Annotated in this window: 29 protein-coding genes and 2 tRNA genes; 1 reads left to right on the top strand and 30 read right to left on the bottom strand. The window is 39.2% G+C overall.

Features of this window, described 5'->3' with window-relative positions; translation table 11 throughout:
• Window positions 1-194: 194 nt before the first annotated feature.
• The 16 genes from phoU to PYW34_RS03540 form a co-directional block, all read right to left on the bottom strand.
• Window positions 195-872 (bottom strand): phosphate signaling complex protein PhoU, encoded by a 678-nt coding sequence (phoU, locus tag PYW34_RS03615; RefSeq protein ID WP_002289490.1) that lies wholly within the window; start codon window positions 870-872, stop codon window positions 195-197.
• Between the two features lie 12 nt (window positions 873-884).
• Window positions 885-1,643, bottom strand: a complete 759-nt coding sequence (pstB, locus tag PYW34_RS03610) for a phosphate ABC transporter ATP-binding protein PstB (protein WP_002317877.1) — start codon at window positions 1,641-1,643, stop codon at window positions 885-887.
• 15 nt (window positions 1,644-1,658) lie between these two features.
• Window positions 1,659-2,465 carry a phosphate ABC transporter ATP-binding protein PstB gene (gene pstB / locus PYW34_RS03605; protein WP_002289486.1) on the bottom strand — a complete coding sequence of 269 codons (807 nt, stop codon included), beginning with the start codon at window positions 2,463-2,465 and terminating at the stop codon, window positions 1,659-1,661.
• Window positions 2,466-2,479: 14 nt separating this feature from the next.
• Window positions 2,480-3,364: a phosphate ABC transporter permease PstA gene (gene pstA, locus PYW34_RS03600; protein WP_002296590.1), complete on the bottom strand. Its 885-nt coding sequence runs from the start codon at window positions 3,362-3,364 to the stop codon at window positions 2,480-2,482.
• Window positions 3,364-4,284: a phosphate ABC transporter permease subunit PstC gene (pstC, locus tag PYW34_RS03595; protein ID WP_002292761.1), complete on the bottom strand. Its 921-nt coding sequence runs from the start codon at window positions 4,282-4,284 to the stop codon at window positions 3,364-3,366. The genes pstA and pstC overlap by 1 nt, the downstream gene beginning before the upstream one ends.
• Window positions 4,285-4,398: 114 nt before the next feature.
• A complete protein-coding gene (locus PYW34_RS03590; RefSeq protein ID WP_002292763.1) occupies window positions 4,399-5,256 on the bottom strand; it encodes a phosphate ABC transporter substrate-binding protein PstS in 858 nt (285 codons plus the stop codon).
• A gap of 336 nt (window positions 5,257-5,592) precedes the next feature.
• Complete coding sequence (cls, locus tag PYW34_RS03585) at window positions 5,593-7,041, bottom strand: cardiolipin synthase (RefSeq protein WP_002300487.1); 1,449 nt, start codon at window positions 7,039-7,041, stop codon at window positions 5,593-5,595.
• Window positions 7,042-7,192: 151 nt separating this feature from the next.
• Window positions 7,193-8,077, bottom strand: a complete 885-nt coding sequence (gene ftsX / locus PYW34_RS03580) for a permease-like cell division protein FtsX (RefSeq protein WP_002294981.1) — start codon at window positions 8,075-8,077, stop codon at window positions 7,193-7,195.
• On the bottom strand, window positions 8,070-8,756 hold the full coding sequence (gene ftsE, locus PYW34_RS03575) for a cell division ATP-binding protein FtsE (protein ID WP_002292768.1): 687 nt from the start codon (window positions 8,754-8,756) through the stop codon (window positions 8,070-8,072). The genes ftsX and ftsE overlap by 8 nt, the downstream gene beginning before the upstream one ends.
• A 104-nt stretch (window positions 8,757-8,860) precedes the next feature.
• Window positions 8,861-9,962 (bottom strand): peptide chain release factor 2 gene (gene prfB, locus PYW34_RS03570; RefSeq protein ID WP_096948712.1). Its coding sequence is split into 2 segments (ribosomal slippage): window positions 8,861-9,889 and window positions 9,891-9,962, totalling 1,101 coding nucleotides; the frame shifts between segments, so codons are not numbered across the junction.
• Window positions 9,963-10,087: 125 nt separating this feature from the next.
• Window positions 10,088-12,622, bottom strand: a complete 2,535-nt coding sequence (secA, locus tag PYW34_RS03565) for a preprotein translocase subunit SecA (protein ID WP_002289770.1) — start codon at window positions 12,620-12,622, stop codon at window positions 10,088-10,090.
• Between the two features lie 221 nt (window positions 12,623-12,843).
• Entirely contained in the window at window positions 12,844-13,395 is a 552-nt protein-coding gene (hpf, locus tag PYW34_RS03560; RefSeq protein WP_002294985.1) for a ribosome hibernation-promoting factor, HPF/YfiA family, read from the bottom strand.
• Window positions 13,396-13,522: 127 nt separating this feature from the next.
• Window positions 13,523-14,242, bottom strand: coding sequence for a ComF family protein (locus PYW34_RS03555; RefSeq protein WP_002334469.1), 720 nt, complete (start codon window positions 14,240-14,242; stop codon window positions 13,523-13,525).
• A complete protein-coding gene (locus tag PYW34_RS03550) occupies window positions 14,239-15,552 on the bottom strand; it encodes a DEAD/DEAH box helicase family protein (RefSeq protein WP_002334468.1) in 1,314 nt (437 codons plus the stop codon). The genes PYW34_RS03555 and PYW34_RS03550 overlap by 4 nt, the downstream gene beginning before the upstream one ends.
• An 80-nt stretch (window positions 15,553-15,632) precedes the next feature.
• Window positions 15,633-15,953, bottom strand: a complete 321-nt coding sequence (locus PYW34_RS03545) for a PTS sugar transporter subunit IIB (protein WP_002292778.1) — start codon at window positions 15,951-15,953, stop codon at window positions 15,633-15,635.
• 107 nt (window positions 15,954-16,060) lie between these two features.
• Window positions 16,061-16,348: a DUF7662 domain-containing protein gene (locus PYW34_RS03540; RefSeq protein WP_002294988.1), complete on the bottom strand. Its 288-nt coding sequence runs from the start codon at window positions 16,346-16,348 to the stop codon at window positions 16,061-16,063.
• A 126-nt stretch (window positions 16,349-16,474) separates the two neighbouring features.
• Between PYW34_RS03540 and PYW34_RS03535 the strand changes: the two genes are divergently transcribed.
• Window positions 16,475-17,119, top strand: a complete 645-nt coding sequence (locus tag PYW34_RS03535; protein WP_002303217.1) for a YigZ family protein — start codon at window positions 16,475-16,477, stop codon at window positions 17,117-17,119.
• A 58-nt stretch (window positions 17,120-17,177) separates the two neighbouring features.
• On the opposite strand, the gene PYW34_RS03530 is transcribed toward PYW34_RS03535, so the two are convergent.
• The 14 genes from PYW34_RS03530 to PYW34_RS03465 form a co-directional block, all read right to left on the bottom strand.
• Entirely contained in the window at window positions 17,178-17,885 is a 708-nt protein-coding gene (locus PYW34_RS03530; protein ID WP_002292782.1) for a GntR family transcriptional regulator, read from the bottom strand.
• A 219-nt stretch (window positions 17,886-18,104) separates the two neighbouring features.
• Entirely contained in the window at window positions 18,105-18,275 is a 171-nt protein-coding gene (locus PYW34_RS03525; RefSeq protein WP_002294990.1) for a hypothetical protein, read from the bottom strand.
• A gap of 124 nt (window positions 18,276-18,399) precedes the next feature.
• Window positions 18,400-18,471, bottom strand: a tRNA-Gln gene (locus PYW34_RS03520).
• Window positions 18,472-18,477: 6 nt separating this feature from the next.
• Window positions 18,478-18,558, bottom strand: a tRNA-Tyr gene (locus PYW34_RS03515).
• An 87-nt stretch (window positions 18,559-18,645) separates the two neighbouring features.
• Entirely contained in the window at window positions 18,646-18,882 is a 237-nt protein-coding gene (locus PYW34_RS03510; protein WP_002316425.1) for a DUF2969 domain-containing protein, read from the bottom strand.
• Window positions 18,883-18,995: 113 nt separating this feature from the next.
• Window positions 18,996-19,880, bottom strand: a complete 885-nt coding sequence (locus PYW34_RS03505) for an ROK family protein (RefSeq protein WP_002302918.1) — start codon at window positions 19,878-19,880, stop codon at window positions 18,996-18,998.
• A gap of 84 nt (window positions 19,881-19,964) precedes the next feature.
• Window positions 19,965-20,432, bottom strand: a complete 468-nt coding sequence (locus tag PYW34_RS03500; RefSeq protein ID WP_002317882.1) for a GNAT family N-acetyltransferase — start codon at window positions 20,430-20,432, stop codon at window positions 19,965-19,967.
• Between the two features lie 63 nt (window positions 20,433-20,495).
• Window positions 20,496-20,792, bottom strand: a complete 297-nt coding sequence (gene yidD, locus PYW34_RS03495) for a membrane protein insertion efficiency factor YidD (RefSeq protein ID WP_002289000.1) — start codon at window positions 20,790-20,792, stop codon at window positions 20,496-20,498.
• A 134-nt stretch (window positions 20,793-20,926) separates the two neighbouring features.
• Complete coding sequence (locus PYW34_RS03490; protein WP_002292789.1) at window positions 20,927-21,103, bottom strand: DNA-directed RNA polymerase subunit beta; 177 nt, start codon at window positions 21,101-21,103, stop codon at window positions 20,927-20,929.
• A 12-nt stretch (window positions 21,104-21,115) separates the two neighbouring features.
• A complete protein-coding gene (murA, locus tag PYW34_RS03485) occupies window positions 21,116-22,417 on the bottom strand; it encodes a UDP-N-acetylglucosamine 1-carboxyvinyltransferase (protein ID WP_002289003.1) in 1,302 nt (433 codons plus the stop codon).
• 96 nt (window positions 22,418-22,513) lie between these two features.
• Window positions 22,514-22,744 (bottom strand): DUF1146 family protein, encoded by a 231-nt coding sequence (locus PYW34_RS03480; protein WP_002289004.1) that lies wholly within the window; start codon window positions 22,742-22,744, stop codon window positions 22,514-22,516.
• Window positions 22,745-23,212: 468 nt separating this feature from the next.
• A complete protein-coding gene (locus PYW34_RS03475) occupies window positions 23,213-23,635 on the bottom strand; it encodes a F0F1 ATP synthase subunit epsilon (RefSeq protein WP_002289005.1) in 423 nt (140 codons plus the stop codon).
• A gap of 13 nt (window positions 23,636-23,648) precedes the next feature.
• A complete protein-coding gene (atpD, locus tag PYW34_RS03470) occupies window positions 23,649-25,055 on the bottom strand; it encodes a F0F1 ATP synthase subunit beta (RefSeq protein WP_002289006.1) in 1,407 nt (468 codons plus the stop codon).
• Between the two features lie 22 nt (window positions 25,056-25,077).
• Window positions 25,078-25,980, bottom strand: coding sequence for a F0F1 ATP synthase subunit gamma (locus PYW34_RS03465; RefSeq protein WP_002317883.1), 903 nt, complete (start codon window positions 25,978-25,980; stop codon window positions 25,078-25,080).

The following is a 25,980-nucleotide window of genomic DNA, read 5'->3' as shown; positions in this document are numbered from 1 at the left end:
AGGGTTTGTGACATGTTTTGTCACAAACCCTTTCCCGAATAAACGGTGTTCAAAAGCTTGCATCTGCGGTAATAAGTCCAGCCAAACGAAAAATATGAGGAGCTATTTTTTGTTTGACTGTTCTTATTACTTGATGTAGAACAGCTTTTTCACAACCTCTTTTCATAAACAAACGGCATAATCACAGCTTCAGTTTAGAAAATCTCATTGTGGTTCGTATTTAACTCAGTGATTTTCCCTGTAGCCAAGTAGACGATCCATTCACAGATGTTTGTCACATAGTCTCCGATCCGTTCTAGATAACTGGCAACATTCAAGTAGTCTGTTCCACTGATGACTGTCTCAGGATTTTCCTGCATATTTTTGATTGTTGCATTATAGATTCGATTGAAATAGTCATTGACTCTTTGATCCATATTGGCGATCGTACGTGCGTCTTTTTCGTCTGTTTTGACATAAGCTACTAGGACGTTGTCCACCATTTTTTTCACATAATCGGACATATCGGAGATCTCTTTTTCGATTTCCGGTATTCTCGTCTGCCCTTTTACGCGAATCGTGGATTTAGCAACAGACACCGCATGATCGGCCATACGTTCTAAATCCGAGCTAGCTTTCATGACCGTAATGATCATACGCAAATCAGTTGTAACTGGCTGTTGCAATGCGATCATTTCAAAACTTTTCTTCTCCAAGCGTGTTTCCATGTTATTGATATTTATATCGTTTTCGATAACTTCTTGGGCTAAGATTTTATCGTGTTTGATGTATGCACGAACTGACTTGTGCACGGCGCTGCTCACCATCATCCCCATTTCGTAGAACTGATTATGGAGATTCAGCAATTCTTCTTCAAATTGTGTACGTAGCATTCCGTTTCCTCCTTATCCAAATCGACCTGAAATATAATCTTCTGTCTCTTGTTTTTCTGGATTCATGAATATCTTCTTCGTATCGTTGTATTCGATCAAGTGACCATCTAAAAAGAATGCCGTCTTATCTGAAATACGTGAAGCTTGAGACATATTATGGGTCACGATGATCATCGTATACCGCTCTCTTAATTCTAACAGCATACTTTCGATTTTCCCAGTAGAAACAGGATCAAGCGCACTTGTTGGTTCATCCAATAAGATGATTTCCGGATTAACTGCCAAAACACGTGCGATACATACACGCTGCTGCTGCCCACCGGATAAAGATAAAGCACTTTTATGCAATTTGTCTTTCACATCATCCCAAACAGACGCTGCCTTCAGGCTTTCTTCAACTACTTGATCAAGGACTTTTTTATCTTTTTCCCCTTTTAATTTCAATCCATAGATGACATTTTCATAGATAGAAAAAGGAAATGGGTTTGGCTGCTGGAATACCATGCCGATTTCTTTTCTTAGTTCAACAACATCTGTTTTTGGACCATAGATGTCTTTGTCTTTATATAAAACACTTCCGGTGATCGTTACATTCGGAATCAGGTCATTCATCCGGTTCAAAGAACGCAGATAAGTGGATTTCCCGCAACCAGAAGGACCGATCATCGCAGTGATTTCCCCTTGATTGAAACTTAGATTGATCCCTTTTAGTGCTTCTTTCTTTCCATAATACAGATGAAGATCTTTAGATGAAATAATTTCTTTTGTCATGTTGAGGCCTCCGTCTTAACCAAAATGACCGGACACATAATCTTCGGTTGCCTGAATTTTTGGTCTGGTAAATATCTTGTTAGTTTTGTCATATTCCATTACTTTTCCTAGATAGAAAAAGGCAGTATAGTCGCTGATACGAGCTGCTTGTTGCATGTTATGCGTCACGATGATGATCGTATAGTCTTCTTTCAAGTTTACAAGTGTTTCTTCAACCGTTCCTGTCGAAATAGGGTCCAAAGCACTTGCCGGCTCGTCTAGCAGCAAGATATCAGGTTTCATCGCGATCGCACGAGCAATACATAAACGTTGCTGTTGCCCGCCAGATAAAGCCAAGGCACTTTTGTCCAAGCTGTCTTTTACTTGGTCCCACAAGGCAGCTTGTTTCAAGCTTGTTTCAACGATTTCATCTAATTTCTTTTTGTTTTTTTCGCCGTGCTGTTTCAAAGCAAATGTAATATTGTCATAAATCGACTTGCTGAACGGATTAGGACGTTGAAAAACCATGCCAATCCGTTTGCGCATCTCATAAACATCCACTTGAGGCGCATTAATATCTACGCCTTGATACATGATTTTCCCAGTGATTTTCGTATTAGCGATCCCATCATTCATTCGATTCAACGAACGAAGATACGTAGATTTTCCGCAGCCGGAAGGACCAATCAGTGCAGTGATCTTATTTTTTTCAAATTCCAGATCCACTCCTTTGATTGCTTCATTGTCGCCATACCAGACATGTAGATCATCCGTATATAGTGCTACTTCTTTCTCTTTTGGCATGGTGATGACATTTGTTTCATTCCAGTTATATTTTTTCATTTTGCTTCTTCTCCTTAGGCTGAAGTCATTTTTCGGTATAATCGTTTGCCAATCGCACGAGCGCCGAAGTTGAACAGTAAAACAGCAATGATCAACACGGCAGAAGCGCCAGCCGAAACAGAAACACCATCAGGCATCGTGCCTTCTGTATTGATCTTCCAAATATGGACAGCTAATGTTTCAGCTTGACGGAAAATGCTGATCGGGCTTGAAACACTTAATGGATTCCAGTTCGTAAAATCTAACGCAGGTGCACTTTGTCCAGCCGTATAGATCAATGCAGCTGCTTCACCAAAAATTCTTCCAGAACTTAGGATCACACCAGTCAAAATCCCTGGTGTCGCTTCTGGAACCACCACTTTTATCACTGTTTCCCAGCGTGACAAACCTAAGGCCAATCCTGCTTCTCGTTGTGTGTAATGGACCGCTTGTAAAGACTCCTCAACTGTTCTAGTCAAAAGAGGCAAGTTGAATACAGTCAAAGCCAATGCACCAGAAATAATCGAGAAACCATACTGGAATTGAATAACGAAAACCAAGAAACCGAATAAACCGACAACGACAGAAGGCAACGAGCTCAAGATTTCAATCGACGTGCGAATCACATCTGTTAGCCAGTTTTTTCCAGCATATTCTGAAAGATAGATACCCGCACCTAAAGAAATAGGAAAACTGATGATCATCGTGATCAAAAGCAAATAAATCGAGTTAAATAGCTGGATCCCGATTCCACCGCCTTCTTGGTAGGCTTTGGAAGGTTCGGTCAAGAAGGACCATGAAATATGCGGTATTCCCCGAACTAAGATATAAAGTAGTAAAGCTGCTAAAATCAATACGATGATCCCCGAAACTATATATAAAACACCTGTAGCAATTTTATCTGAGCGTTTTGCGTTCATTATTTCAGCTCTCCTTTCTTCCCAATCATACGGATCACGATATTAAAGAATAATGACATCAATAGCAAGATCAGCGCTAATGACCATAACACATTATTTTCAACTGTTCCCATGATTGTATTTCCGATTCCCATTGTTAAGATGGACGTCAATGTAGAAGCAGGAGTAGTAAGTCCTGTTGGCATCAATGCTGCATTACCGATGACCATTTGGATAGCTAAGGCTTCACCAAACGCACGAGCCATACCAAAAACGACTGCTGTTAAAATCCCGGGCACGGCTGCTCGTAGCACGACTTTGTAGATTGTTTGCCATCTTGTGGCACCAAGCGCTAATGAAGCTTCCCGATAGTGCCGTGGCACTGCCTTTAATGCATCAACAGTCATCGTTGTGACAGTCGGCAAGATCATAACGAACAACACAAATGTACCAGCTAAGATACCAAACCCTGTCCCGCCAAAAATACTTCTGACAAAAGGCACGATAACTGATAAACCGATAAAACCATAAACGACAGAAGGAATACCTACAAGCAGCTCGATGACCGGCTGTAAGATCTTCGTTCCGTTTTTAGGAGAGATCTCCGTCATGAATACTGCTGCACCAATGGCAAATGGCGTGGCAACGATAGCAGATAAAAAGGTCACAATAAACGAACCTGTGATCATAGGCAATGCCCCTACCATTGGTTTCCCATTTGCTCCGATTTGGCTTGGATTCCAATCTGTACCAAACAGAAAATCAAATACATTGATCTTATCAGTAAAAAAGGTGGCCAATCCTTTACTAGCTACAAAATAAAAAATAGATAATACAACCAACACGATCAGCGCGATACATAAAAAACTGATGAATTTTCCACGCTGTTCCATTTTTGAACGTTTTGATTTTGTTAATAATACTTTTTTCACATCTTCCACAGATGACTCCCCCTTAATCAGGTTTAACATACTCACTCAGTGTACAAATTGAACATCAATTTGGTTTTAATAACATGTAAAAGTTTAGCTAAGTTTGTAAATTTTGTGTAAAGATTACTCTTTAACGATATTTCCTTGCCAATCACGTTCGACTTTCATATGAGAAACAGGGATATAACCTAGTTCTCCAACGATGTTATCTTGTACTTCATCAGATAAGATATAGTCTAAAAATTCTTTTGTCAGTTTTTTTGGATGATCTCTTGTGTACATATGCTCATATGCCCAAATCGTCCATTTGTTCGTTGTCACATTTTCATCTGTCGGTTCTACACCGTTAACATTCAACGTATCTACATCATCGGAAACATAAGAAAAAGCAACATAGCTGATTGCACCGGGTGTGTCGGCAACGATCTGGCGCACCATTCCGCTTGAATCTTGTTCTTGTGCCTGAACAGCTGTTTCTCCGTCCAATACCCATTTTTCAAACGTGCTACGGGTTCCGCTTCCTGAAGCGCGGTTCAATATAACTACTGGCTGATCTTTTCCACCGACTTCACTCCAGTTTTTGATCTCGCCTGTAAATAGTTTTTTCAGGTTTTCCATACTGATGTCTTTTACGCCAATATCCTTGTTCACAATAGGAGTGATCCCAACAACTGCTACTCGATGATCGACTAATGCTGAGGCATCGATCCCCGATTTTTCTTCCGCAAACAAATCAGAGTTTCCGATGTCGACTGCTCCTGACTGTACTTGAGACAAACCAGTTCCGCTTCCGCCCCCTTGTACATTGATGAATTTTCCAGGATTTTCTGTCTGGTAAGTTTCAGCAACTGTTTCTACTAAAGGCTGTAAAGCAGAAGAGCCAACAGCCGTAATGGATTCTCCTCGATCAATCCACTTTGAACAGCCTGATAAAAGAATGGCTAATCCTATTATTGGTAAGAATAATTTAAGTTTTTTCATTAGAAATCTCCTTTAATCCTAAAGTATGTTTATTTTATCATTTTCATTACTTGATGAAAACGAATCAAAATCATTAAATAACAAAATAAATTCTCATAATTGTAAAAAAAACTATCTCATTAAAAGTTTCTATGCTATACTGGCTTTGAAATGTGTCTCTTTTAATAGCATATATTAGCTTATTTCTTGCTTTCCCCAAAAAACAAGAGATACCCCAAAGTTAATTTCGCTCATGCGAGACGCTTTCTCCATTTCTGACGTACTCTCAGAAATGGCCCCGTTAGAAAAGGACACGAGATCTCCATCTGTTGATGGTTCTCATGTCCTTTTTATGTTTTAAAGGAGCGGCGAAATCAATCTTGCTAATCCTTCTTTCATCTTGATGATTATTCCTCGGTTTTCATACATTTCTTTTGTGAGATGCGTAGAAATTTTCGAGTCTTCAAAAAAAGCTTTTCTTACACGTGAAGCCATTCGTTCATCATAAACCAGTGTATTGACCTCAAAGTCCAAGCGAAATGAACGAACATCGATATTTGCTGAGCCAACTGAAACAATGCCACCATCGATAATCATCGTCTTTGCATGAATAAATCCATTCTCATATGTTTCGATCCTTGCTCCATACTCGATCAGCTCTGCAGCGAAAGAATACGTTGCCCAGTAAACGAGAAGATGATCTGGTTTGTTAGGTATTTGGATATGAACTTTTACGCCTGAAAGAAGAGCCAACTTCAGTGCTTCATGAATCGATCCATCCGGTATGTAATAAGGCGTTTGGATCAATATCTCCCGTTTGGCTAACGAAATCATTTTCAAATAAGTCATTTTGATTTGTTCATGTTCGGTATCTGGTCCGCTTGTCACGATTTGAACAGCTATATCACCAGTAGTGTGAATGGACGGAAAAAATTTGGGAGAATAGCCTACTTCTTTTGTATGCTGAGAATTCCAGTCCATCAAAAAACGGTTTTGCAAGGTATACACCGCTTCTCCGTAAATACGCAAATGATTGTCTCGCCAATAACCAAATTTCTTTACCAATCCTAGATATTCATTTCCAACATTGAACCCACCTGTATATCCGATTTTCCCATCAATAACTACGATTTTACGATGATTGCGATAATTGATCCGAGGATTAATATACGGAACAAATAGAGGAAAGAAAAATGCGACTTCTCCGCCTGCTTTTTTCAAATTCTGAAAAAAGCTGGAAGAAACTTGTGTGGAACCCCATGCATCAAGAAGGACTCTGACTTTTACCCCTCGTCTTGCCGCCTCTGTCAATGCATCTCGAACTTCTTCACCTAATGCATCACTGCGATAAATATAATACTGGAAGTGGATATGGTCTTCTGCCTGCTTGATATCTTCAATCAGCGCATCGAATTTTTCACGACCATCTGTAAATAAAGTGATTTCATTTTTAGTCGTATAGAGCGTACTTTCAAATACCGTGAGCATATAGATCAATTGTTTCACATCTACTTGTCCAGTAGGCGGATGAGGATAAAGCCCTCGCATCAATGCCTGTTTGTCTTCTTCAATTTCCAGGTTCTTACCGATTTTCCCTTGGATCTTCAAATCAAAGATTTTCTCTTTGGAAATCCCTCTTCCTAAAAAAATATATAAAATAAATCCTACAACTGGAATGAACATCAAAACGAGCAGCCATGCCCATGTTTGAGCAGTTTCCTTTCTTTCTCGAAAAACGATGATAAAGGAAAGCAAAATATTCATAATCAAAAGGATCGTAAAAAAATTGTCAACGATAATTTTCACGGCTTCACCTCTTCTTCTACCAACTTAAGAATACCCAAGTTGTTTTTTAAAGTAAAGGGAAAAAAGCCGCTTCCTTCTATTCTCCTAGCCAATAAAAAAAGAAAGCTGGAACGAAACTGTCCAACTTTCTCATTTTATTTATATTGTGGTATTAGAATTTCAAGAAACGTCTCATAGAAATGATCGAGCCAAGTGAACCAATGATCACACCAATGCCGACCATTAAAAGATTGATTTTCCAAACGATATTTTGTGGATGAATCAATGAATAATGGGAACGTAATAATGATGGATTGATCAATTGGAAAAACCATGCATAACCAAATGTGATGATCAAAATCGGAAGAATCGCACCGATCAGACCGATCCAGCCACCTTCAAGGAAAAACGGCCAGCGAATATATCCATTTTTTGCACCGACTAAACGCATGATTTGAATTTCACGCTGTCTAGACAAAATCGTGATCCGAATCGTGTTCGAAATGAGAAACATCGCTACGAACAGCAGCAATGCCGCTGCAACTAATCCCCATGTCCGAACTGCACCAGCGATTTGGAAAATCCGATCTGAGGAAGCTCCACCGTAATCAGAACGAGAAACATTCTTCAAATCTGCTGCTTCTTCTGCTACTTGTTTTGTATAAGAAGGATCAGTAGCACTTACTACATACACATCATATAACGGGTTATTGTCACCTTCAAACAATTTCCAGGAATCACCCATTTCGTTTTGGATTTTTTTCAATTCCTGTTCTTTGCTTGAAAATTCAACTTTTTTAACATGATCTAAGTCATTCAATTCTTTTTCTAGCTTTTTCATCTCTTCGTCTTTTGTACCGATATCTACGAATACAGATACATCAACGTTTCCTTCTATATCCTGAGCTAATTTAGTTGCATTCATGATAACTGCCATGAATACACCGACTAAAGTCAACGTGATCGTTACCGCACTGACTGAAGCAACTGTCATCCAGCCGTTACGTTTCAAACTCTTGATACTTTCTAATAAATGGCGGAAAAAGGTTCTAATCATCGTATCCATATTCCCCTTCCGCTTGATCTCGAATAATGCGGCCGTTTTCGATAGCAATTACTCGGTGCCGAATCGTATTTACGATCGTACTGTTATGTGTAGCCATCACGACAGTAGTTCCTTGGGCATTGATCCGATCTAATAATTTCATGATTTCCCATGAGTTTTCTGGATCCAGATTTCCTGTCGGTTCATCCGCGATAAGTACTTTAGGCGTATTCACGATTGCCCGAGCAATAGAGACACGTTGCTGTTCCCCACCGGATAATTCGCTAGGAAAGACTCGAACTTTGTGTTTCAAACCAACAAGGTCCAGCACTTCCATTACTCGTTTTTTGATATCTCGAGGTTTTCTGCCGATAACTTGCATAGCGTACGCAACATTTTCATATACTGTTTTTCTTGGTAATAATTTATAGTCTTGGAACACCACGCCGATTTCTCTGCGTAGATAAGGAACTTCGCGGTTTTTGATTGCTATTAGATCATGACCTGCGACGTTCAAAGTTCCTTTTGAAGCTTTTTCTTCTCGATACATCAATTTGATGAATGTAGATTTACCGGCTCCAGACGGACCAACCACATAGACAAACTCTCCTTGTTCGATGACAATCGAGAGATTGCGGATAGCGGTCGTACCATTTGAGTACTTCTTCATTACATCCTTCATTTCAATCATGGCGTTCTCTCCATATCTTTTTCAGTCTTTAGCTATTATAGCATGGCAATGTTTCAACATGCTTGCAAAATCTTACAATTTTATTTCAATTTAACAATGGGTTCTTATTGTAGATGCATTTTTAAATAGCCGTCAATAAATAAATCAAGGTCACCGTCCATAACTGCTTGGACATTTCCTGTCTCTACGTTTGTCCGATGGTCTTTTACCATAGAATAGGGATGGAAAACATAAGAACGGATCTGTGAACCCCAGCCGATTTCTTTTTGTTCTCCTCGAAGTGCAGCTGCTTCTTGTTCTTTCTTTTCCACTTCTAATTGATAAAGCTTAGCTTTTAACATCCCCATCGCTTGCTCACGGTTTTTCAATTGTGAGCGTTGTGCCTGACTAGCTACTACTGTTCCTGTAGGCAAGTGAGTGATCCGTACAGCAGATTCTGTTTTATTGATGTGCTGACCACCTGCACCACTTGCTCGGTACGTATCGATTTTCAAATCATCTGGATTGATTTCTATATCGATCGTTTCATCAAGCTCTGGCATCACATCTACCGAACAAAAAGAAGTATGACGTCGTTTCGCTGAGTCAAAAGGCGAAATCCGTACAAGGCGATGAACACCTTTTTCTGATTTTAGATAACCAAAAGCGTTATGTCCTTTAATCAGCAGGGTCACACTCTTGATCCCTGCTTCATCACCTGCTTGATAATCTAGTGTTTCTACTTGATAGCCATGCTGCTCTGCCCAACGTGTATACATACGTAAAAGCATGCTGCCCCAGTCTTGGGACTCCGTTCCGCCAGCCCCTGGATGCAATTCGACGATCGCATTGTTTCGATCATAAGGTCCGTCTAACAGCATAGATAATTCATACGTCTTCATTTTTTCATCTAATGCATTGATACGTGTTTCTGCTTCTTCTTGCATTGCTGCATCAGGTTCTTCTTGCAGCATCTCCACCATCAATTCGATTTCTTCTAGTTCTTCGGCAAGAGAATGGAATTGGTCATAGGTTTCTTTATTAGCGTTATTTTCGCTGATCACTTTTTGTGCGGCTTCGCTGTCATCCCAAAAACCAGGTTCAGCCATTTTTGCTTCTGCTTCCGCGATGTCTTCTTCCAGCTGATCTAAGTCAAAGAGACCTCCTGAAACTTGTGACCTTTTCCTGCATTTCTGTCAGGAGATTTCGAATTTCGGATATTTCCATGTTTTTTCCTTCTTTCACTATACTTTTTTCATTATATCTAGTCTAACAGAATCAGCAAATAACAGAAAGAAGGTGAGACGAATTCTTAAAAAAAGAATTTGTCTCACCAATCCTGCTGTCAGAAATTAGTTTGCATTTTTTCCATGACAGTTCTTATATTTTTTCCCGCTTCCACAAGGACAAGGATCATTTCTTCCGACCTTATTCACATGGATTGGCTGTTTTTTCGCGCTAGTATTACTATTTTCTTTGGCATCTCCGTCTTCTGAGTGAGAAGCTGTTCCTTGAGAAACCTGTTCACGCTGTACGTTTTGACGGATCTCAGCTTTCATAAAGATTCGAGTGACTTCATACTCGATGGCGCCTACCATATCTTCAAACATCTTATAGCCTTCTGTTTGATATTCGACTAATGGATTGTTCTGTCCATAAGCACGTAAGCCGATTGACTGACGTAATTGATCCATTGCATCAATATGGTCTGTCCATTTAGAGTCCACAACACGCAAGATCACGACTTTTTCAAATTCCAACAGTTGCTCTGGACCATTTAGTTGAGCCGCTTTGGTATTAAATACTTCTTGTGCTCGTTCGTTTAGATACTCTTTGATCTCCTGAGCTGTTTTTCCTTCGATATCTGCAAGAGTAATGCTATCTTCATGGACAAGAGTACTGCCGGCAAAATCGATGATACTTTCCAAATTCCAATTTTCTTTCTCTAATTGTGTATGCGCATCTACTACACGACTGATTGTCCGTTTGACCATGTTCATTAGTGGCTTGGATAAGCTTTTTTCTTCCATGATTACTTCTTGTCGCTGTTTATAGATTACTTCACGTTGTTCACGCATCACATCATCGTATTGTAAGACGTTTTTACGTGTGTCATAGTTATTTCCTTCTACACGTTTTTGTGCAGATTCTACTTGTTTCGTCAGCATCTTGCTTTGGATAACAGCATCTTCCTCACCGATCTTCATCCGATCTAAGAAAGCTTTGATTCGTTCTGAACCGAATCGTTTCATCAAATCATCTTCCAATGACAAGTAGAACTGTGACATACCAGGGTCTCCTTGACGTCCTGCACGTCCTCGAAGCTGGTTATCGATACGACGAGATTCATGTCGTTCTGTCCCGATAACTGCTAGACCACCAAGTTCTCTTACCCCAAGTCCTAACTTGATATCTGTTCCCCGACCAGCCATGTTGGTAGCAATCGTCACAGCACCTTTTTGACCAGCATTCATGATGATCTCTGCTTCTTTAAAGTGATTTTTCGCATTCAGCACTTCATGAGGAATACGTTCTTGATTCAGCATATCTGATAATAACTCAGATGTTTCAACCGCAACAGTTCCGACTAACACAGGTTGACCTTTGCGGTAGCGATCTTTGATATCTTGCACGACAGCGTGGAACTTGCTTTGTAATGTTGGGTAAAGCAAATCTGGACGATCATCACGGATAACCGGACGATTTGTCGGAATTTGGTATACTTGGATGTTATAAATTTCTCTGAATTCTTCTTCTTCTGTTTTAGCTGTACCAGTCATTCCCGCAAGTTTCTTGTACATACGGAAATAGTTCTGGAAAGTGATCGTCGCCATGGTTTTCGTTTCGTCTTCGATCTCTACGCCTTCTTTAGCTTCGATTGCTTGGTGAAGTCCATCTGAATAACGGCGTCCATCCATGATCCGACCAGTGAACTGGTCAACAATCAGTACTTTTCCGTCTTGGACAACATAATCGATATCTAAAAGCATGATATAGTTGGCTCTCAATGCTTGATCCAAGTGATGGGTCAATGCAGTATTTTCAATGTCGTATAAGTTATCCAAACCGAATGTTTCTTCTGCTTTTTCGATCCCTGCTTCGGTTAAACTGATTGTTTTTGATTGTACATCGATTTTATAATCTTCTTCTTCTTTCAAACGTTTCACGAAGTTGTCTGCTCTTGTATATAAAGCTGTGGATTTTTCTGCTTGCCCTGAAATGATCAGCGGCGTTCTCGCTTCATCAATCAAGATTGAGTCAACTTCATCGACAATGGCATAATTCAGCGGACGTTGTACCATTTGATGGCGGTAAACGACCATATTGTCTCTCAAGTAGTCAAATCCTAATTCATTATTCGTACTATAAGTGATATCACAATTATAAGCCTCGCGTTTTTCATCCGAAGATTTTGAGTTGATATTCAACCCCACTGTTAATCCTAAGAAATTATAAAGTTCGCCCATTTCCGTCGAGTCACGGGTTGCTAAATATTCATTGACGGTAACTACGTGTACCCCTTCGCCAGTCAGAGCATTTAGATATACTGGCATCGTTGCGGTCAAGGTTTTACCTTCACCAGTACGCATTTCAGGGATATTTCCATCGTGAAGCACGATTCCACCCATCAATTGTACGTGGTATGGATATAAACCTAATACACGTTTTGCTGCTTCTCGGACGACTGCAAAAGCTTCCGGAAGTAATTGATCTAATGTTTCTCCTTTTTGGTATCTGCCCTTGAATTCAGCAGTTTTTGCCTGTAATTGTTCATCAGTTAATGCTGCCATTTGGTCAGCGTATGCTTCAACTTTTTTTGCAATGCTATCTAAACGTTTTAGTTCTTTCTTATCGTTTTCGATAAGTGAACGAATCAAATTGGCCATGCGTTGTGTAATCTCCTTTTCCTTCTGTGTATTATCCAGACTATGTAGACTTTACTTTTCATTTTATCATTAGTTATAGATAATTGAAATATCTTAAGCGTATTAAAGTAAGAACTTCATAATTTATTCATATTTCATCTAAAAGAGGAGGAAACTCAAAAAAACTTGCGGCAGCTGTCAGTAGCTGCTGCAAGTTTTCGTTGTTATTTAAGTAAGGCTGATCAGTCTGTTTCAATCAGTCCGTATTTTCCATCTTTACGGCGGTAAACGATACTTGTACCATTTGTTTCTGCATCTTCAAAAATAAAGAAGTTATGTCCCAGCATGTTCATTTGTAAGACTGCTTCTTCACTATCCATTGGTTTCAATGAAAGGCGTTTCGTACGTACGATATCTAATTCAGAATCATTTTCGTTTTCGTCCTCTTCATTGAATAAAGCAGCAGCATCTGCAGTATTCATGCCCGTTTCACGGGATTTACGATTAATTTTTGTTTTGAATTTGCGGATTTGGCGTTCCAATTTATCAACAACCAAATCGATACTTGCGTATAAATCTGGAGAAGTTTCTTCGGCACGTAATACAAGATAAGGTAATGGGATCGTTACTTCCACTTTTGCTGTTTTTTCTGTATAAACTTTTAAGTTCACATGCGCCGTTGCATCGGGTGCGTCACTGAAATAGCGTTCTAGTTTGCCTACTTTTTTCTCAACGTAGTCGCGAATCGCTTCAGTTACTTCGATATTTTCGCCGCGTACATTATATCTAAACATAAAAATTACCCCTTTCGTCTACCACAATCAAGAAGGAGAAGGACCACTCTTTCCCTCTTCTTAATTCTATTATATCGAACTCTAGGTTATTTGCAAATTAAATCGCTATCAAATTTCCACATCTAATTCATCTCGCCAAAGAAATGGTTCGGATGATTTTCGGCTGTGCGACCTGCAAACAATCTGCTGCGTGGAAAAGAGTCTGTCCTGTTGTATAGACATCATCAATAATCAATATTTTTTTATTTTGTATCTTAGAAAAGGTGACTGCAAGTTCAAAAGGTTGAGGCATCTCCAATCTTTCCTTTCGCGTGTTTTTTGCTTGAGCCAGCAGATGCTTCTCTCTTTTGAGTAGCATCTGAAAAGGAATTCTTGCTGCTTTCAACATCTCGCTTACTTGATTGAATCCTCTTTCTGTTCGCCTTTTTTCAGATAAAGGTATTGGACAATAGATGTATGTCGGGTATTCTTTTTTTATCTGCGTCCATCTATATGCAAAGGTGCCTGCTAGTCGGATATCTCCCATAAACTTGTATTGATTGAGCCAGGCCTTCATATTTTCATCGTACACAAAAAAGGCACGGTGCTGAAAATCATAGGTCGGATATTTCTTCTTCCATTCTTGACAGTCACTGCAGTAAACGGGAATAGACTTTACTTTCTTTTTCGTACTCTCTAGATTGAAATGGATTGGTTTTTGACAGCCAGAACAGCCTCTTGTTTCCAATAAATGAAATTGTGCGCGACAAACTGAACAAGTCTGAGGTAATCTGTATTTCGAAACACCAATAATCTCGCTGAATGTTAAATTTTGGAAGATATCTTTACTGCAGCAACTGCACCTCACAGCATCTTCTTCCCTTCTTCATTCATTTCTTTGATTTCCTGACAAACTTTTCGAATAGCTGCAGTTTTTTCTTCATAGAAAAAGTATACTTGACTGTTCGTATAAGGCCCTTTACGATCGGCTCTTCCTGCGATTTGTACCAAAGAAGATTTAGTAAAAACCGGATGATCCGCTCCTAAAACGATAACGGATATTCTTTCAAATGTGACTCCACGTTCAAGGATCATCGTGGTTAACAGTATGTCATATTTTGCTTCTCGCATTTTCTGGACTTTTTCCGCCCGCTGATTGTCTCTTGAAGAAACATCTGTGATCTCATATCTCGGAAGAGCCTCTTGAAGTGTGGCTTTCAAACGATGCATCATCGTGATACTTGGACAAAATAAAAGGATATGGTTTTCTTTAATTAATTGATGAATGATCCGCACCAAAGATTTTATCTTCTTCTTGTTCTTGCATTTTTGTCGCCAATTATTCATGAAAACCAAGACGGGTTCAGGAAGCAAACGCCGATGAAAGCGTAAAGCAAGTTTGTGGATGTCAAACGTCTGCTTGATTTCCTTTAGTAACTTTTTATCAGGTGTGGCACTTAAGTAGATGAATCGTCCGTCTGGTTTAATCGCTGTTTGCACAGCATGAGCTAATCCTGCATCCCCGTTATAAGGAAACGCATCGATCTCATCGATCACTATTAAATCAAAGGACCGATAAAAACGGTATAGCTGATGAATCGTACAGATAACAAAAGAAGTAAAGGTATAAGCCGTTGCTGTATTCCCATGGAGCAACGTGATTTTTTCTTCTGGAAAAACATAACGATAGCGTAAAAACAATTCATTACAAACATCGACTCGCGGTGTACAAATCGCTACTCTTCCTCCAGCTTTTAAAGTTTCCACTAAAATAGGATAAAGCATCTCTGTTTTCCCTGCACCTGTTACAGCCCAAATAAGATGATGTCTTTTTTCTGAATGGCAAAGTATTCTCTTTGAGATTTCCGTTTGTTTTTCAGTAAGCTGTCCTGTCCAAAAAAAGACGACTTCTCGAGGTTTTGCTTCAGGCTGATCAAACAAATATAAATCTTGTTGAGTGTCGCATCGCCCTAAATATAGACAATGTGTACAAAAATAACCGTAATCTGCAAGCTGTCCATCAATGACGGACGTCCTCATTCCACAGCGATGACAAAGAATCCAGTTGCCCAAACGTTCCACTGCTGCGATCTTCTCATAATTTGGTAAATTTACCTCCTCACAGTCTATTGCTTCAATATCTCTCGTCAGAAGCCTTCTACCCCAAAAATGATTCATATTCTTCGCCCTAAAAAAATATACGAAAAAACAAGCGATCTATTTTTTGGATCGCTTGTTCGATAGTTATACTGTTCTATTTATTCACCTATGAGCGTGATTGCTTGATCTAACACTTTTTCGCCATTCATCATACCATAATCAGCCATATTGATGACATCTAAAGGAATGCCTTTTGGTTCCAGACGTTTCTCAAAATCAGCTTTCATAAAGCGAACTTGTGGGCCTAATAACAACACATCCACGTCTTTATTTGCAAGATTGTTATCTGCGTCAGAAGCGGACACAGCGAAAATATCCGAGTCGATTCCTTTTGCTTCAGCAGCTTTTTGCATTTTTGTTACTAGTAAACTTGTGCTCATACCAGCCGAACATACAAGCATAATTGTTTTTTTAGCCATACTTTTCTCTCCTTTTTAAAACAAACTATGCAAACGTTTTCTTCGCGTCTGTTACTCTATTATATAAAAAGAAAGAAATTTGTCAACGTTTTCTAAACGCGGTTTATTTAATCAAATAGCCAACTAGATTTCACTAATTTATTGAACACGACATATTCTTTGTCCAAATTGATGACAACTACTTCATAGCCTGCATTTATCCAGCCATAGGCACCTTTTTCAGGGTGTTTATAATCATTTGCCCACCAATCTGTACTTTCCCTTGCTGTTTTGGGAAGCCCGTTACTGGGAAACAGCAGTTCGTCAAATTGGGTAAAGGTCAACGTTACTTGAGAGCCGCCATTGTTCTTCAAATAATGCGTAATTGCATCGTACTTTTTCATTCGTTCCTGCATCCCCAGATCCACCTGCCTTTGTCTTTATTATCGCATACTACAGCAATTGCGCAACCGTTACAGTGTTGAAACAACCTAGAACTTTATTTATACTGAATAAAGAAAATGAAAAAAAGAGGTGACAAGATGATCGAGCGCTATCGTACAATAAAAGAAAATGGACAAAGTGAGATTGAGATCAAAAAATCACGCTTTATCTGTTCTCTTAGACGAATAGAATCAGAGGACCAAGCAAAAAGTTTCATTCAAGAAATAAAAAAAGAACATTGGAAAGCGAACCATAACTGCAGCGCCTTCATCATTGGAGAAAAAAATGAAATCCAGCGAAGCAGCGATGATGGAGAACCAAGTGGAACGGCGGGCGTACCGATGTTGGAAGTCCTCAAAAAAAATCAACTGATCAATGTAGCTGCAGTAGTCACTCGATATTTTGGAGGAACGAAACTCGGCACAGGCGGATTAATACGAGCATACACTCATGCGGTCTCTCAAGCATTGTCTGACATTGGAATCGTAGAAGGTACCTTGCAACAGGAGATCTCTGTGATGATCACGTATCCGCAACTAGGAAAATTACAGAATTATCTTGAACTCCAACATTTTTTTATAAAAGAAATCCAATATACTGATCAAGTTAGCGTCATCTGTGCTGTAGATGAAAAAAGTGCTGACCACTTTAAAGAATCCATCATTGAGCTGCTGAACGGACAAGTCCAATTTGAAGAGGGTTCTGTTTCTTATCACGAGCAACTGATAACTGATCATATATAAAAACAGGTGATTCTGATTCTCTTTTATTTCTAATAAGGAATCAGGGATCACCTGTTTTTTATTTTTCCAAATAAAACTCAAAACGATTTCCTACGTATTGCGTACGCACATACTCAAACGGCGTACCGTCTTCAAAATAAGAAATCTGGCGCAAACGAAGAACTGCATCTCCTCGTTTTACCTCTAAATAGTCAGCAATTTTCTCAGAAGCCAACACAGCAGTAATCGTTTGATTCGCTGGACCGATCTTTTTCCCGCCTTTTTCTTCTAGCGTGCGATACAACGATTCAGTAATCTCTGCTTTGCTGTAGCCATCGATCAGCTTTTGTGGAACACTGGCAACTTCAAAACAAATAGGGACATCATCTGCGAAACGAATACGTTCCATTCGCAAGATCGTGTCATCTTTACTCAAGTTTAGTTTTTCCATTTCACTTGAGCTTGGCGAAGTCAAGAAATAAGAGATTGTCCGACTAGACGGTACTCGATTTTGTGATTCCATAATTTCTGTAAAACTTGTTGCACCAGACATTTTTTCTTGTACTTTTTCTCGCGCAACATACGTACCCGAACCGATCTTTCTTTCTAAGATTCCTTCATCTGCCAAGTTTTGAATTGCTTGTCTCAACGTCATACGGCTGACATTGAATTTCACTGCTAATTCTCTTTCTGAAGGAAGACGGTCTCCGACTTTCCATATACCTTGTTCGATTTCATTTTTTAATTGGTCATGAATCTGTATATATACAGGTAATTGATTCGACATAACGTACACCCGTCCTTTCGTTTCTTCTATTATAACTGGTATATACCTGATTCACAACTGAAAAAGATAAAGGTTTCTATCCATCAACAGAGGATTTAGACACACATCGTTCTCCCTACTCCTATTGTCAGAAACAATTTTTTAGATATGTTCAACCTAGAAAATAACAAAAGACCCTAAAATCGATGAAAATGCCGACTTATGGATCTTTTGTTATTATTAGCGGTTTTTAGCCATCCATTTTTTTGTATGATTCGTTGGGCGTTTTGATTTTACCTGGACCGCTTTTCCGCCTTTTTTCGGAATATTCACTTCAATATTGTATTTTTCTGATTTGACCAAATCATATAACTTTTCAGCTGCTTCGTCTACTTTTTCTTTCCATTTCATGTGGATCCCTCCAATTCTTGTAGTTAACTTAACTCTATCTTAATTCAGCAGAATCTTCAAGGAACAAGGTAGCAAAGCAAAAAAAAGAGCTCTCGAACTAACGAGAGCTTACGATTGTGGTATACTGGGGTAGCTGGATTCGAACCAACGCATGAGGGAGTCAAAGTCCCTTGCCTTACCGCTTGGCTATACCCCAATGAAATGGAGGAGAGTGGATTCGAACCACTGAACCCTAAGGAACGGATTTACAGTCCGTCGCGTTTAGCCACTTCGCTACTCCTCCGAAAGGTTTGTATCAACCTGACTTAGTTATAATACCTAATTTTCCAGATTTTTGCAACCCTTTATTGAAAGTTTTTTTGATATTTTTTTATTCGTGCAGATTCCAGTGTCGAATCACTGTTTCTATCGCATTTTCAAGACTTTTTTCTTTTCCAAAATCTTCTTCACCAAAGAAAATTTCATATTCTTTTGGCCCATAGGCTAAGATCTCACCAATCATTTTTTTCCCTATAAATAACTGAGTGACTTCATAATTCTTACCTTTGATATCTTTTTTCACTTCTTCTATACGCACTTCAATATCTTTATTTTTTTTTGACATCATTTTCACCTCTCAGATATTTTATCATACTGCAGCAAATAAAACATTCCTTAGGTAAAAATCTCCTATTCATTTCATTCTCTTCTTTTATGCAAGCTGCACCTTCTCTAAAGCTCTTAATTCTCTCCTTGACGTACAGCGAGATAGTTTGCTGCTGCACCTACAAGATTAGCATCGTTTCTGTACTCACATAATAAAATCTGCGGTTCGAAATCATGCAGATCGAATTGTTCTGTCAGCTTCTTCATTCGGCTTTTGATCTCATCAATGAGCCCTTCTTTTGCAGAAACCCCGCCGCCTAATACGATCACTTCTGGATCAAACGAAAATTGAATACTGAATAATCCCTTTGTAAGATACGTATAAAAACTCTCAACTTCTTCTTTTGCTATTGCATCTCCAGTTTCTGCTAATTCAAAGACATCTTTTCCGGTATAAGCATTTTTATCGAGACCTTTGCGTTCACAATAACGCCAAGCCATCTGTACCGCTGTACCAAGTTTACTGAATGTCTTATCGCCATCTAAGAACATCAACCCAAATTCTCCACCGTAAAGATGTGCCCCTTTATTTATTTGTCCTTTCGTGAACAACGCCCCGCCAATCCCAGTTCCTGCCACAACAAAAGCAACATCTTGATAATCACGGGCAGCACCTTCATAAAATTCAGCCATTCCGGCACAGTTGGCGTCATTTTCAATCGTTACTGGGAGTTGAAACAGAGTTTCCAAATCTCGGAAAATATTAAATCCATGAATATAAGGAATCGCACTGATTCCCTCAATCACCTGTTTCTCATTATTCACTACTCCAGGAGAGCTGATTCCAATTCCTTCGACTTCAAAAGAAACGAGTATTTTTTTATAAACTTGAAATAATTGCGTTTTCATTTCTTCCCAAGATTCAGGCGTTGCAAATTGTCCCTTACCTTTAATCTCTTTGCCATCCCAACAACCATATTTGACAGCCGATCCACCAAAATCAAAAACTAATATTCCCATAAAAATATTCTCCTTTTTGTTTGCTAAAGCTATTGTAATGTATCTATTTAGCATTTGAAAGCATTTTCTCGAATTGAAAGTTTATTAGTTAAAGCTATTTTTAGGTAAGTGAATTGCTAAAATCACTTGATCCCTTAATTGATCTCCATTTTCAAAAATGGGCTCAGAGTAATGATGGATAAAATAGTCTTTGACTCGACCAATCTCCACATAGCCCATTTTTTGATAGAGGTGTAACGCAGCGCTACTAGTAGTGCCAGTACGTATAATGATCCGAGTTTGGTTTGAAGCTAGCTGTGAAAGCTTCTGAAAAGCTGTCTCAAGTAATTTTCCGCCAATCCCCTTTCCTTGATACGTTGGGGTTACTGCTACATTGACGATTTCGTATTCTTTTTCCCTTGCCACATAGATCAGTACACCTATTGTTTTTTCTTTTTCTTTCCATATCCAGCCACTCCCTCTGGAAACATATACTTGAACTTTTTCTTTATCAGGATCTGCATCTAATAACAAGGACCATGGTAAATCTTTCTTGTTTAGTTCTTCGATCATTTTTTGTCCCCCATATAAGTAGTTGCGGAGTTGTTACTTTGACAATAAATTTCCTCTTTTTCTTTATCGCTCAGTGCTACCCGTATTTTTCACAACCTTTTTATAATCTGGTTCTTTTTTATCTTTCTTATTTCGCGTTAATCGGAATGTCAATGGTACATAATCGATACCGCCTTTGACAAAAGGATGACAGCGTAAGATCCGTGCAGTCCCCATTACCGTCCCTTTTAGCGCACCATGGGTTTGAATTGCTTTTATCATATAATTGGAACAGGTTGGGTAATAACGGCAGCTAGGTGGAAATGCAGGCGAAATAAAGCGCTGATATCCTCTAACTAAATAAATCAATATCTTCTTCATCAATTAGATTCCTTCTTTTCTTTTACTAAAAAAAGGGATCGCGACTAACGTCAACGTTCCCTTCTGTTTTCTTTTATCATGTTCTGCTTCATGGCTCACTTCATATCGACTAGAACCACTGTGATTCTTATTTATCAATGAAAAAAGTCTCGAATATGAATCCACAAACTTGGCTGGAATACTTTAAATGGATTGCCGCCACCGATGACACCATATCCGATCATCGTTCCGGCCACAAAAAGAAGGATAAGCAATAAGATCACCACTAAAATCTTTATCAAAGTTAATAAGATATATCGTTGGTTACTCATTCAGCCACTTCCTTAAGCAATCGTTTGTGCTGTTTTTTCAGCAGAAGTTTGATCCATGTCTACACGTTCGACGTCTGCACCTAATTGCTGTAGTTTGATATGGAAATTATAATATCCACGGTCTAGATAATTCAAGTTACGCACACGTGTGATTCCATTTGCTTTCAAGCCAGCTAAAACTAATGCTGCTGCTGCCCGCAAGTCTGTTGCATATACTTCTGCACCTTGCAATTCATGGTTTCCATCCATGATTGCTACATTTCCGTCGATTTTGACATGAGCGTTCATACGGCGCATCTCTTCTAAATGTTGGAAACGATTTTCAAACACTGTTTCAGTCACCACACTTGTACCTTCTGCAACTAATTGGATAGCTGTCATTTGAGCTTGCATATCTGTAGGGAAACCAGGATGAGGCATCGTTTTTACATCTGTAGGTAAGATATGTTTTGGTCCGATGACACGGACTCCGCCTTCTTCTTCAATGATTTCTGCACCCATTTCGATCAATTTAGAAATCAATGGGCGGTTATGTTCAGAGATAGCATCTGCAATCAGCACATTGCCTTGTGTCATTGCAGCAGCAACCATAAAGGTACCTGCTTCGATACGATCTTGTACGATTGAGTGGTTGACTGCATGTAAATGATCCACGCCTTCAATACGCATTGTTTCAGTACCAGCTCCATAGACTTGAGCGCCCATTTTATTCAAAATGTTTGCTAAATCAACGATTTCTGGTTCGCGAGCTACGTTTTCAATGATGGTTGTTCCTTTTGCTTTTACGGCAGCCATCATGATATTTTGAGTAGCACCTACACTAGGGAAATCTAAATAAATCGTGTTACCGATCAATTCATCCGCAATTGCTTCGATATAGCCGTTTTTTTGAATAATTTTTGCTCCTAAAGCTTGAAATCCTTTTAAATGCAAATCGATTGGTCGTTTACCAATCGCACATCCACCAGGCATAGCTACTTTTGCATGTCCATTTCTGGCAAGTAGCGGACCCATCACAACGATTGAAGCACGCATTTGACTAACATACTCATAAGGCGCTTCGATTTCTAATTGTCTTGAAGCGTCGATTGTTACTTGATTCTTTTGTTCATCAAAATCTACATCTACGTTTAAGTGACGAATCACTTGATTCATAGTGAAGACATCAGAAAGAATCGGAACGTTGTCTAATGTCGTAATACCTTCTTCTGCTAACAAACTAGCAGCTAAAATAGGCAAAACAGCATTTTTAGCTCCTTCAATTCTTACTGTTCCATTTAATTGATTGCCACCTCTTACGATGATCTCTTCCATGTTGTTCCCTCCAAAAAATTCCAATGAGCATACACTTACTCAAAATCTTTTCTATTATAACATCCTTGCTTTTAAAATAGTACCTTTTTTTAAAATTTACAGGCTAACGAAAAGATTTCGGCATAAAGCGATAACTTCTAAGAAAAAATTACTTGCAGTGTACCCTAAAAAAATTGAAAAAAGTACGATTGCCATTCTAATTTGCGTATTATGCATTGGTCTGAAAAAAGTTTCAATGCGTAACGAACGTAAAGACCAGAAGGCTAAGTAGATAAACGCCAAATGACTCACAATTCGAAGCACCGCATCAATTCCGTATACTTGCATAATGACGTCCTTTCTAACGATTGTTTTATAATAACTAATAAAATGATAATACCATAAAATGTATAAAAGGAAAAACAAGTATACTTAAAAATATAGGAATCCCCTTACATTTTTTAGGAAATAAATGCTAAAAATATGCAAAAAAAGGGACTGAGACAAAAGTCTTGTCGCAGTCCCTTTTTCCAAATAAACGGTGTTCAATCATCTGACCCTCGGTATTAGCTCAAAAAACGGCAAAATATGAGGAACTATTTTCCATTTGTTTCTCTAATACTCAGGACAAAACGCTGATTTCACAACCTCTGATATACGGTGTTCCAGAAGTAGCTTCTTCGAAAAATAAGCTGAGATTTCACAAAAATTTGAGAAGCAATTTTCGTAAATTCCTTCTTATGTCTTGAAGCTGACCACTTCTGTCATAACCTCTTTTTACTGTTCTTAAACACGGATAAACATCCGCATCTCATTTTATGAGTGCTTAGATACTTTGATACGATTGATTGCTCGGTGCAACGCAACAGTTGCCCGTTTCAATTCGTTCGTATCTTGTTTTGCTTTTGCTTCTTCGATTTGGCGTTCTGCGCGTTGTTTTGCACGTTCCGCACGAGATACATCGATATCACGTTCACGTTCCGCACTATCAGCAACGATTGAAACAACATTATCACGAACTTCCATGATTCCGCCATTAACAGCGATCCAATCGACGTGGGTATCTGAATCTGTTCGTTTTACACGAACTTCATCAATCGTCAATGGAACGATGATTGGTGCATGTTTAGGCAAAATCCCAAGCTCACCAGCTGTCGTACGTGCAACGACGATAGCTGCATGGTGATCATAGACCAAACCGGCAGGAGTTACCACATTTACTGTTAAATATTGATCCATGGGGCACCCCTTTCTAGTAGCCTAGTGTTTTCGCTTTTTCTACGACGTCTTCGATTCGGCCAACACTTCGGAAAGCTTCTTCAGGAAGATCATCGTATTTGCCTTCCAAGATTTCGCGGAATCCTTTCACTGTTTCTTCTACAGGGACATATGAACCTGGAAGACCAGTAAATTGTTCAGCCACGTTAAAGTTTTGTGACAAGAAGAATTGGACTCTGCGGGCACGAGAAACTAACACTTTTTCTTGATCGGATAATTCATCCATACCTAAGATAGCAATGATATCTTGTAATTCACGATATCGTTGCAATACGTGTTGGACTTCTGTTGCTACTTTATAATGTTCTTCTCCCACGATTTCAGGTGCTAAAGCACTTGAAGAAGAAGCCAATGGATCTACCGCTGGATAAATCCCTTGTTCTGTTAATTTACGTTCCAAGTTGGTTGTCGCATCCAAATGGGCGAATGCTGTTGCCGGCGCCGGGTCAGTGTAGTCATCGGCTGGCACATAGATTGCTTGGATCGATGTGATCGAACCTTTTTTCGTAGATGTGATACGTTCTTGCAATTGACCCATTTCTGTTGCCAATGTTGGTTGATAACCAACCGCAGAAGGCATCCGTCCTAACAAGGCTGATACTTCAGATCCAGCTTGAGTGAAACGGAAAATGTTGTCGATAAACAACAGTACATCTTGACCTTCTACATCACGGAAATATTCCGCAATCGTCAAACCAGTCAAAGCAACACGCATACGTGCACCTGGTGGTTCGTTCATTTGTCCGAACACCATGGCTGTTTTTTCGATAACTCCTGAATCTTTCATTTCATAATACAAGTCATTACCTTCACGAGTACGTTCACCTACACCGGTAAATACAGAAATACCACCATGTTCTTGGGCGATATTATGGATCAGTTCTTGGATCAGTACGGTTTTACCAACACCGGCACCACCGAATAGTCCGACTTTCCCACCTTTTAAATATGGGGCAAGCAAATCGATAACTTTGATCCCTGTTTCCAAAATTTCTGTACTTGTACTTAATTCGTCAAAGGCTGGTGCTTTTTTATGAATTTCGCTTCTTTCCGCATCTTCTGGGAAAGGTGTTTCTAAATCGATCGTATCTCCTAGTACGTTGAATACGCGACCTAATGTTTCTTTACCTACAGGAACAGAGATTGCTTTGCCTGTATCAATGACTTCCATTCCTCTTTGTAAACCATCTGTTGATTCCATCGCAATGGTCCGGATCACTCCGTCCCCTAATTCTAACGCTGCTTCAAGAACAACTTTTGATTTATTTTCGTCATTTTTATAAACAACTAATGCGTTGTTGATATCTGGTAAGGATTGGTCTAAAGAAAATTCCACGTCGACAACGGGACCGATTACTTGAACAATCTTGCCTGAACTCATCTTTTTTCCTCCAATCTCAATACTATTCTAGTGCCGAAGCTCCGGCAACAATTTCGGTAATTTCTTGGGTAATAGCCCCTTGTCTTGCACGGTTATAAGAAACCGTCAGCTCATCAATGATATTAGCAGCATTATCAGTTGCTGTTTTCATTGCTGTCATACCAGCAGCATGTTCTGCTGTTTTGGCGTCAACGATCGCACCGTAGATCAAACTTTCAGCATACTGAGGCAATAACTGAGACAAGATTTCTTCTTTTGAAGGTTCAAAAATATATTCTTGTTCGAAAGTAGTTGCTTCTTCTGGATCTAAGTCTGAGATTGGCAGCATTTTTTCTACACGAAACTGACTAGTTAGCGAATTGATATGATGGTTATAACATACGTATAATTCATCGAATACTTCGTTTTGGAACATAGTTGTTGCCATATTTACGATTTTGCGGACTTCATCAAAGCTTGGCTGATCAGATAGATTGCGCAGCTCATATGCTAGATTGATACCGCGTGCTTTAAAGAAGTCTGCACCAGTTCCGCCAATTGCGATCATCACGTAATCATCGGGTGATTGGTGGTCTTCTTCTAAAATAGACATCGTTTGTTTCAATATCGAGCTGTTATATCCACCGACTAAACCGCCATCTGCAGTGATGACGATATAACCAGTTTTCTTAACAGGACGGCTGAGCAGCATGCTGTTGTAATTGATATCCCCTCTAGGATTTTCTGAGGCAATATCATTTAACTGAGTAGCAGTCAAATGCGTAACGATTTCTCTTACTTTTGTTGCATAAACCTGAAACTTCTGTGAAGAAGCTTCAGATTTTGTCAACTTAGAAGCAGACACCATCTGCATTGCCCGCGTGATTTGGCTCGTTTTTTTCGTTGAAGCGATACGTGTCTTGATTTCATTTAATGAAGCACCCAT

The organism is Enterococcus faecium, from assembly GCF_029023785.1.
Taxonomy (GTDB): domain Bacteria; phylum Bacillota; class Bacilli; order Lactobacillales; family Enterococcaceae; genus Enterococcus_B; species Enterococcus_B faecium.
This window is presented reverse-complemented; position numbering and strand designations above follow the sequence as displayed.

What these genes read in the sequence shown, in the direction of transcription:
- PYW34_RS03545 (WP_002292778.1), bottom strand. Translation starts at nt 15,953, where the DNA reads ATGGCTAAAAAAACAATTATGCTTGTATGTTCGGCTGGTATGAGCACA.
- ftsX (WP_002294981.1), bottom strand. Translation starts at nt 8,077, where the DNA reads ATGATTAGAACCTTTTTCCGCCATTTATTAGAAAGTATCAAGAGTTTG.
- PYW34_RS03500 (WP_002317882.1), bottom strand. Translation starts at nt 20,432, where the DNA reads ATGATCGAAGAACTAAACAAGAAAGATTTACCATGGTCCTTGTTATTA.
- PYW34_RS03590 (WP_002292763.1), bottom strand. Translation starts at nt 5,256, where the DNA reads ATGAAAAAACTTAAATTATTCTTACCAATAATAGGATTAGCCATTCTT.
- secA (WP_002289770.1), bottom strand. Translation starts at nt 12,622, where the DNA reads ATGGCCAATTTGATTCGTTCACTTATCGAAAACGATAAGAAAGAACTA.
- PYW34_RS03535 (WP_002303217.1), top strand. Translation starts at nt 16,475, where the DNA reads ATGATCGAGCGCTATCGTACAATAAAAGAAAATGGACAAAGTGAGATT.
- pstB (WP_002317877.1), bottom strand. Translation starts at nt 1,643, where the DNA reads ATGACAAAAGAAATTATTTCATCTAAAGATCTTCATCTGTATTATGGA.
- murA (WP_002289003.1), bottom strand. Translation starts at nt 22,417, where the DNA reads ATGGAAGAGATCATCGTAAGAGGTGGCAATCAATTAAATGGAACAGTA.
- PYW34_RS03540 (WP_002294988.1), bottom strand. Translation starts at nt 16,348, where the DNA reads ATGCAGGAACGAATGAAAAAGTACGATGCAATTACGCATTATTTGAAG.
- PYW34_RS03490 (WP_002292789.1), bottom strand. Translation starts at nt 21,103, where the DNA reads ATGAGTAACCAACGATATATCTTATTAACTTTGATAAAGATTTTAGTG.
- ftsE (WP_002292768.1), bottom strand. Translation starts at nt 8,756, where the DNA reads ATGATTGAAATGAAGGATGTAATGAAGAAGTACTCAAATGGTACGACC.
- PYW34_RS03475 (WP_002289005.1), bottom strand. Translation starts at nt 23,635, where the DNA reads ATGGATCAATATTTAACAGTAAATGTGGTAACTCCTGCCGGTTTGGTC.
- PYW34_RS03505 (WP_002302918.1), bottom strand. Translation starts at nt 19,880, where the DNA reads ATGGGAATATTAGTTTTTGATTTTGGTGGATCGGCTGTCAAATATGGT.
- pstA (WP_002296590.1), bottom strand. Translation starts at nt 3,364, where the DNA reads ATGAACGCAAAACGCTCAGATAAAATTGCTACAGGTGTTTTATATATA.
- yidD (WP_002289000.1), bottom strand. Translation starts at nt 20,792, where the DNA reads ATGAAGAAGATATTGATTTATTTAGTTAGAGGATATCAGCGCTTTATT.
- PYW34_RS03465 (WP_002317883.1), bottom strand. Translation starts at nt 25,980, where the DNA reads ATGGGTGCTTCATTAAATGAAATCAAGACACGTATCGCTTCAACGAAA.
- phoU (WP_002289490.1), bottom strand. Translation starts at nt 872, where the DNA reads ATGCTACGTACACAATTTGAAGAAGAATTGCTGAATCTCCATAATCAG.
- pstB (WP_002289486.1), bottom strand. Translation starts at nt 2,465, where the DNA reads ATGAAAAAATATAACTGGAATGAAACAAATGTCATCACCATGCCAAAA.
- PYW34_RS03530 (WP_002292782.1), bottom strand. Translation starts at nt 17,885, where the DNA reads ATGTCGAATCAATTACCTGTATATATACAGATTCATGACCAATTAAAA.
- PYW34_RS03510 (WP_002316425.1), bottom strand. Translation starts at nt 18,882, where the DNA reads ATGATGTCAAAAAAAAATAAAGATATTGAAGTGCGTATAGAAGAAGTG.
- PYW34_RS03525 (WP_002294990.1), bottom strand. Translation starts at nt 18,275, where the DNA reads ATGAAATGGAAAGAAAAAGTAGACGAAGCAGCTGAAAAGTTATATGAT.
- PYW34_RS03550 (WP_002334468.1), bottom strand. Translation starts at nt 15,552, where the DNA reads ATGAATCATTTTTGGGGTAGAAGGCTTCTGACGAGAGATATTGAAGCA.
- hpf (WP_002294985.1), bottom strand. Translation starts at nt 13,395, where the DNA reads ATGTTTAGATATAATGTACGCGGCGAAAATATCGAAGTAACTGAAGCG.
- PYW34_RS03480 (WP_002289004.1), bottom strand. Translation starts at nt 22,744, where the DNA reads ATGCAAGTATACGGAATTGATGCGGTGCTTCGAATTGTGAGTCATTTG.
- atpD (WP_002289006.1), bottom strand. Translation starts at nt 25,055, where the DNA reads ATGAGTTCAGGCAAGATTGTTCAAGTAATCGGTCCCGTTGTCGACGTG.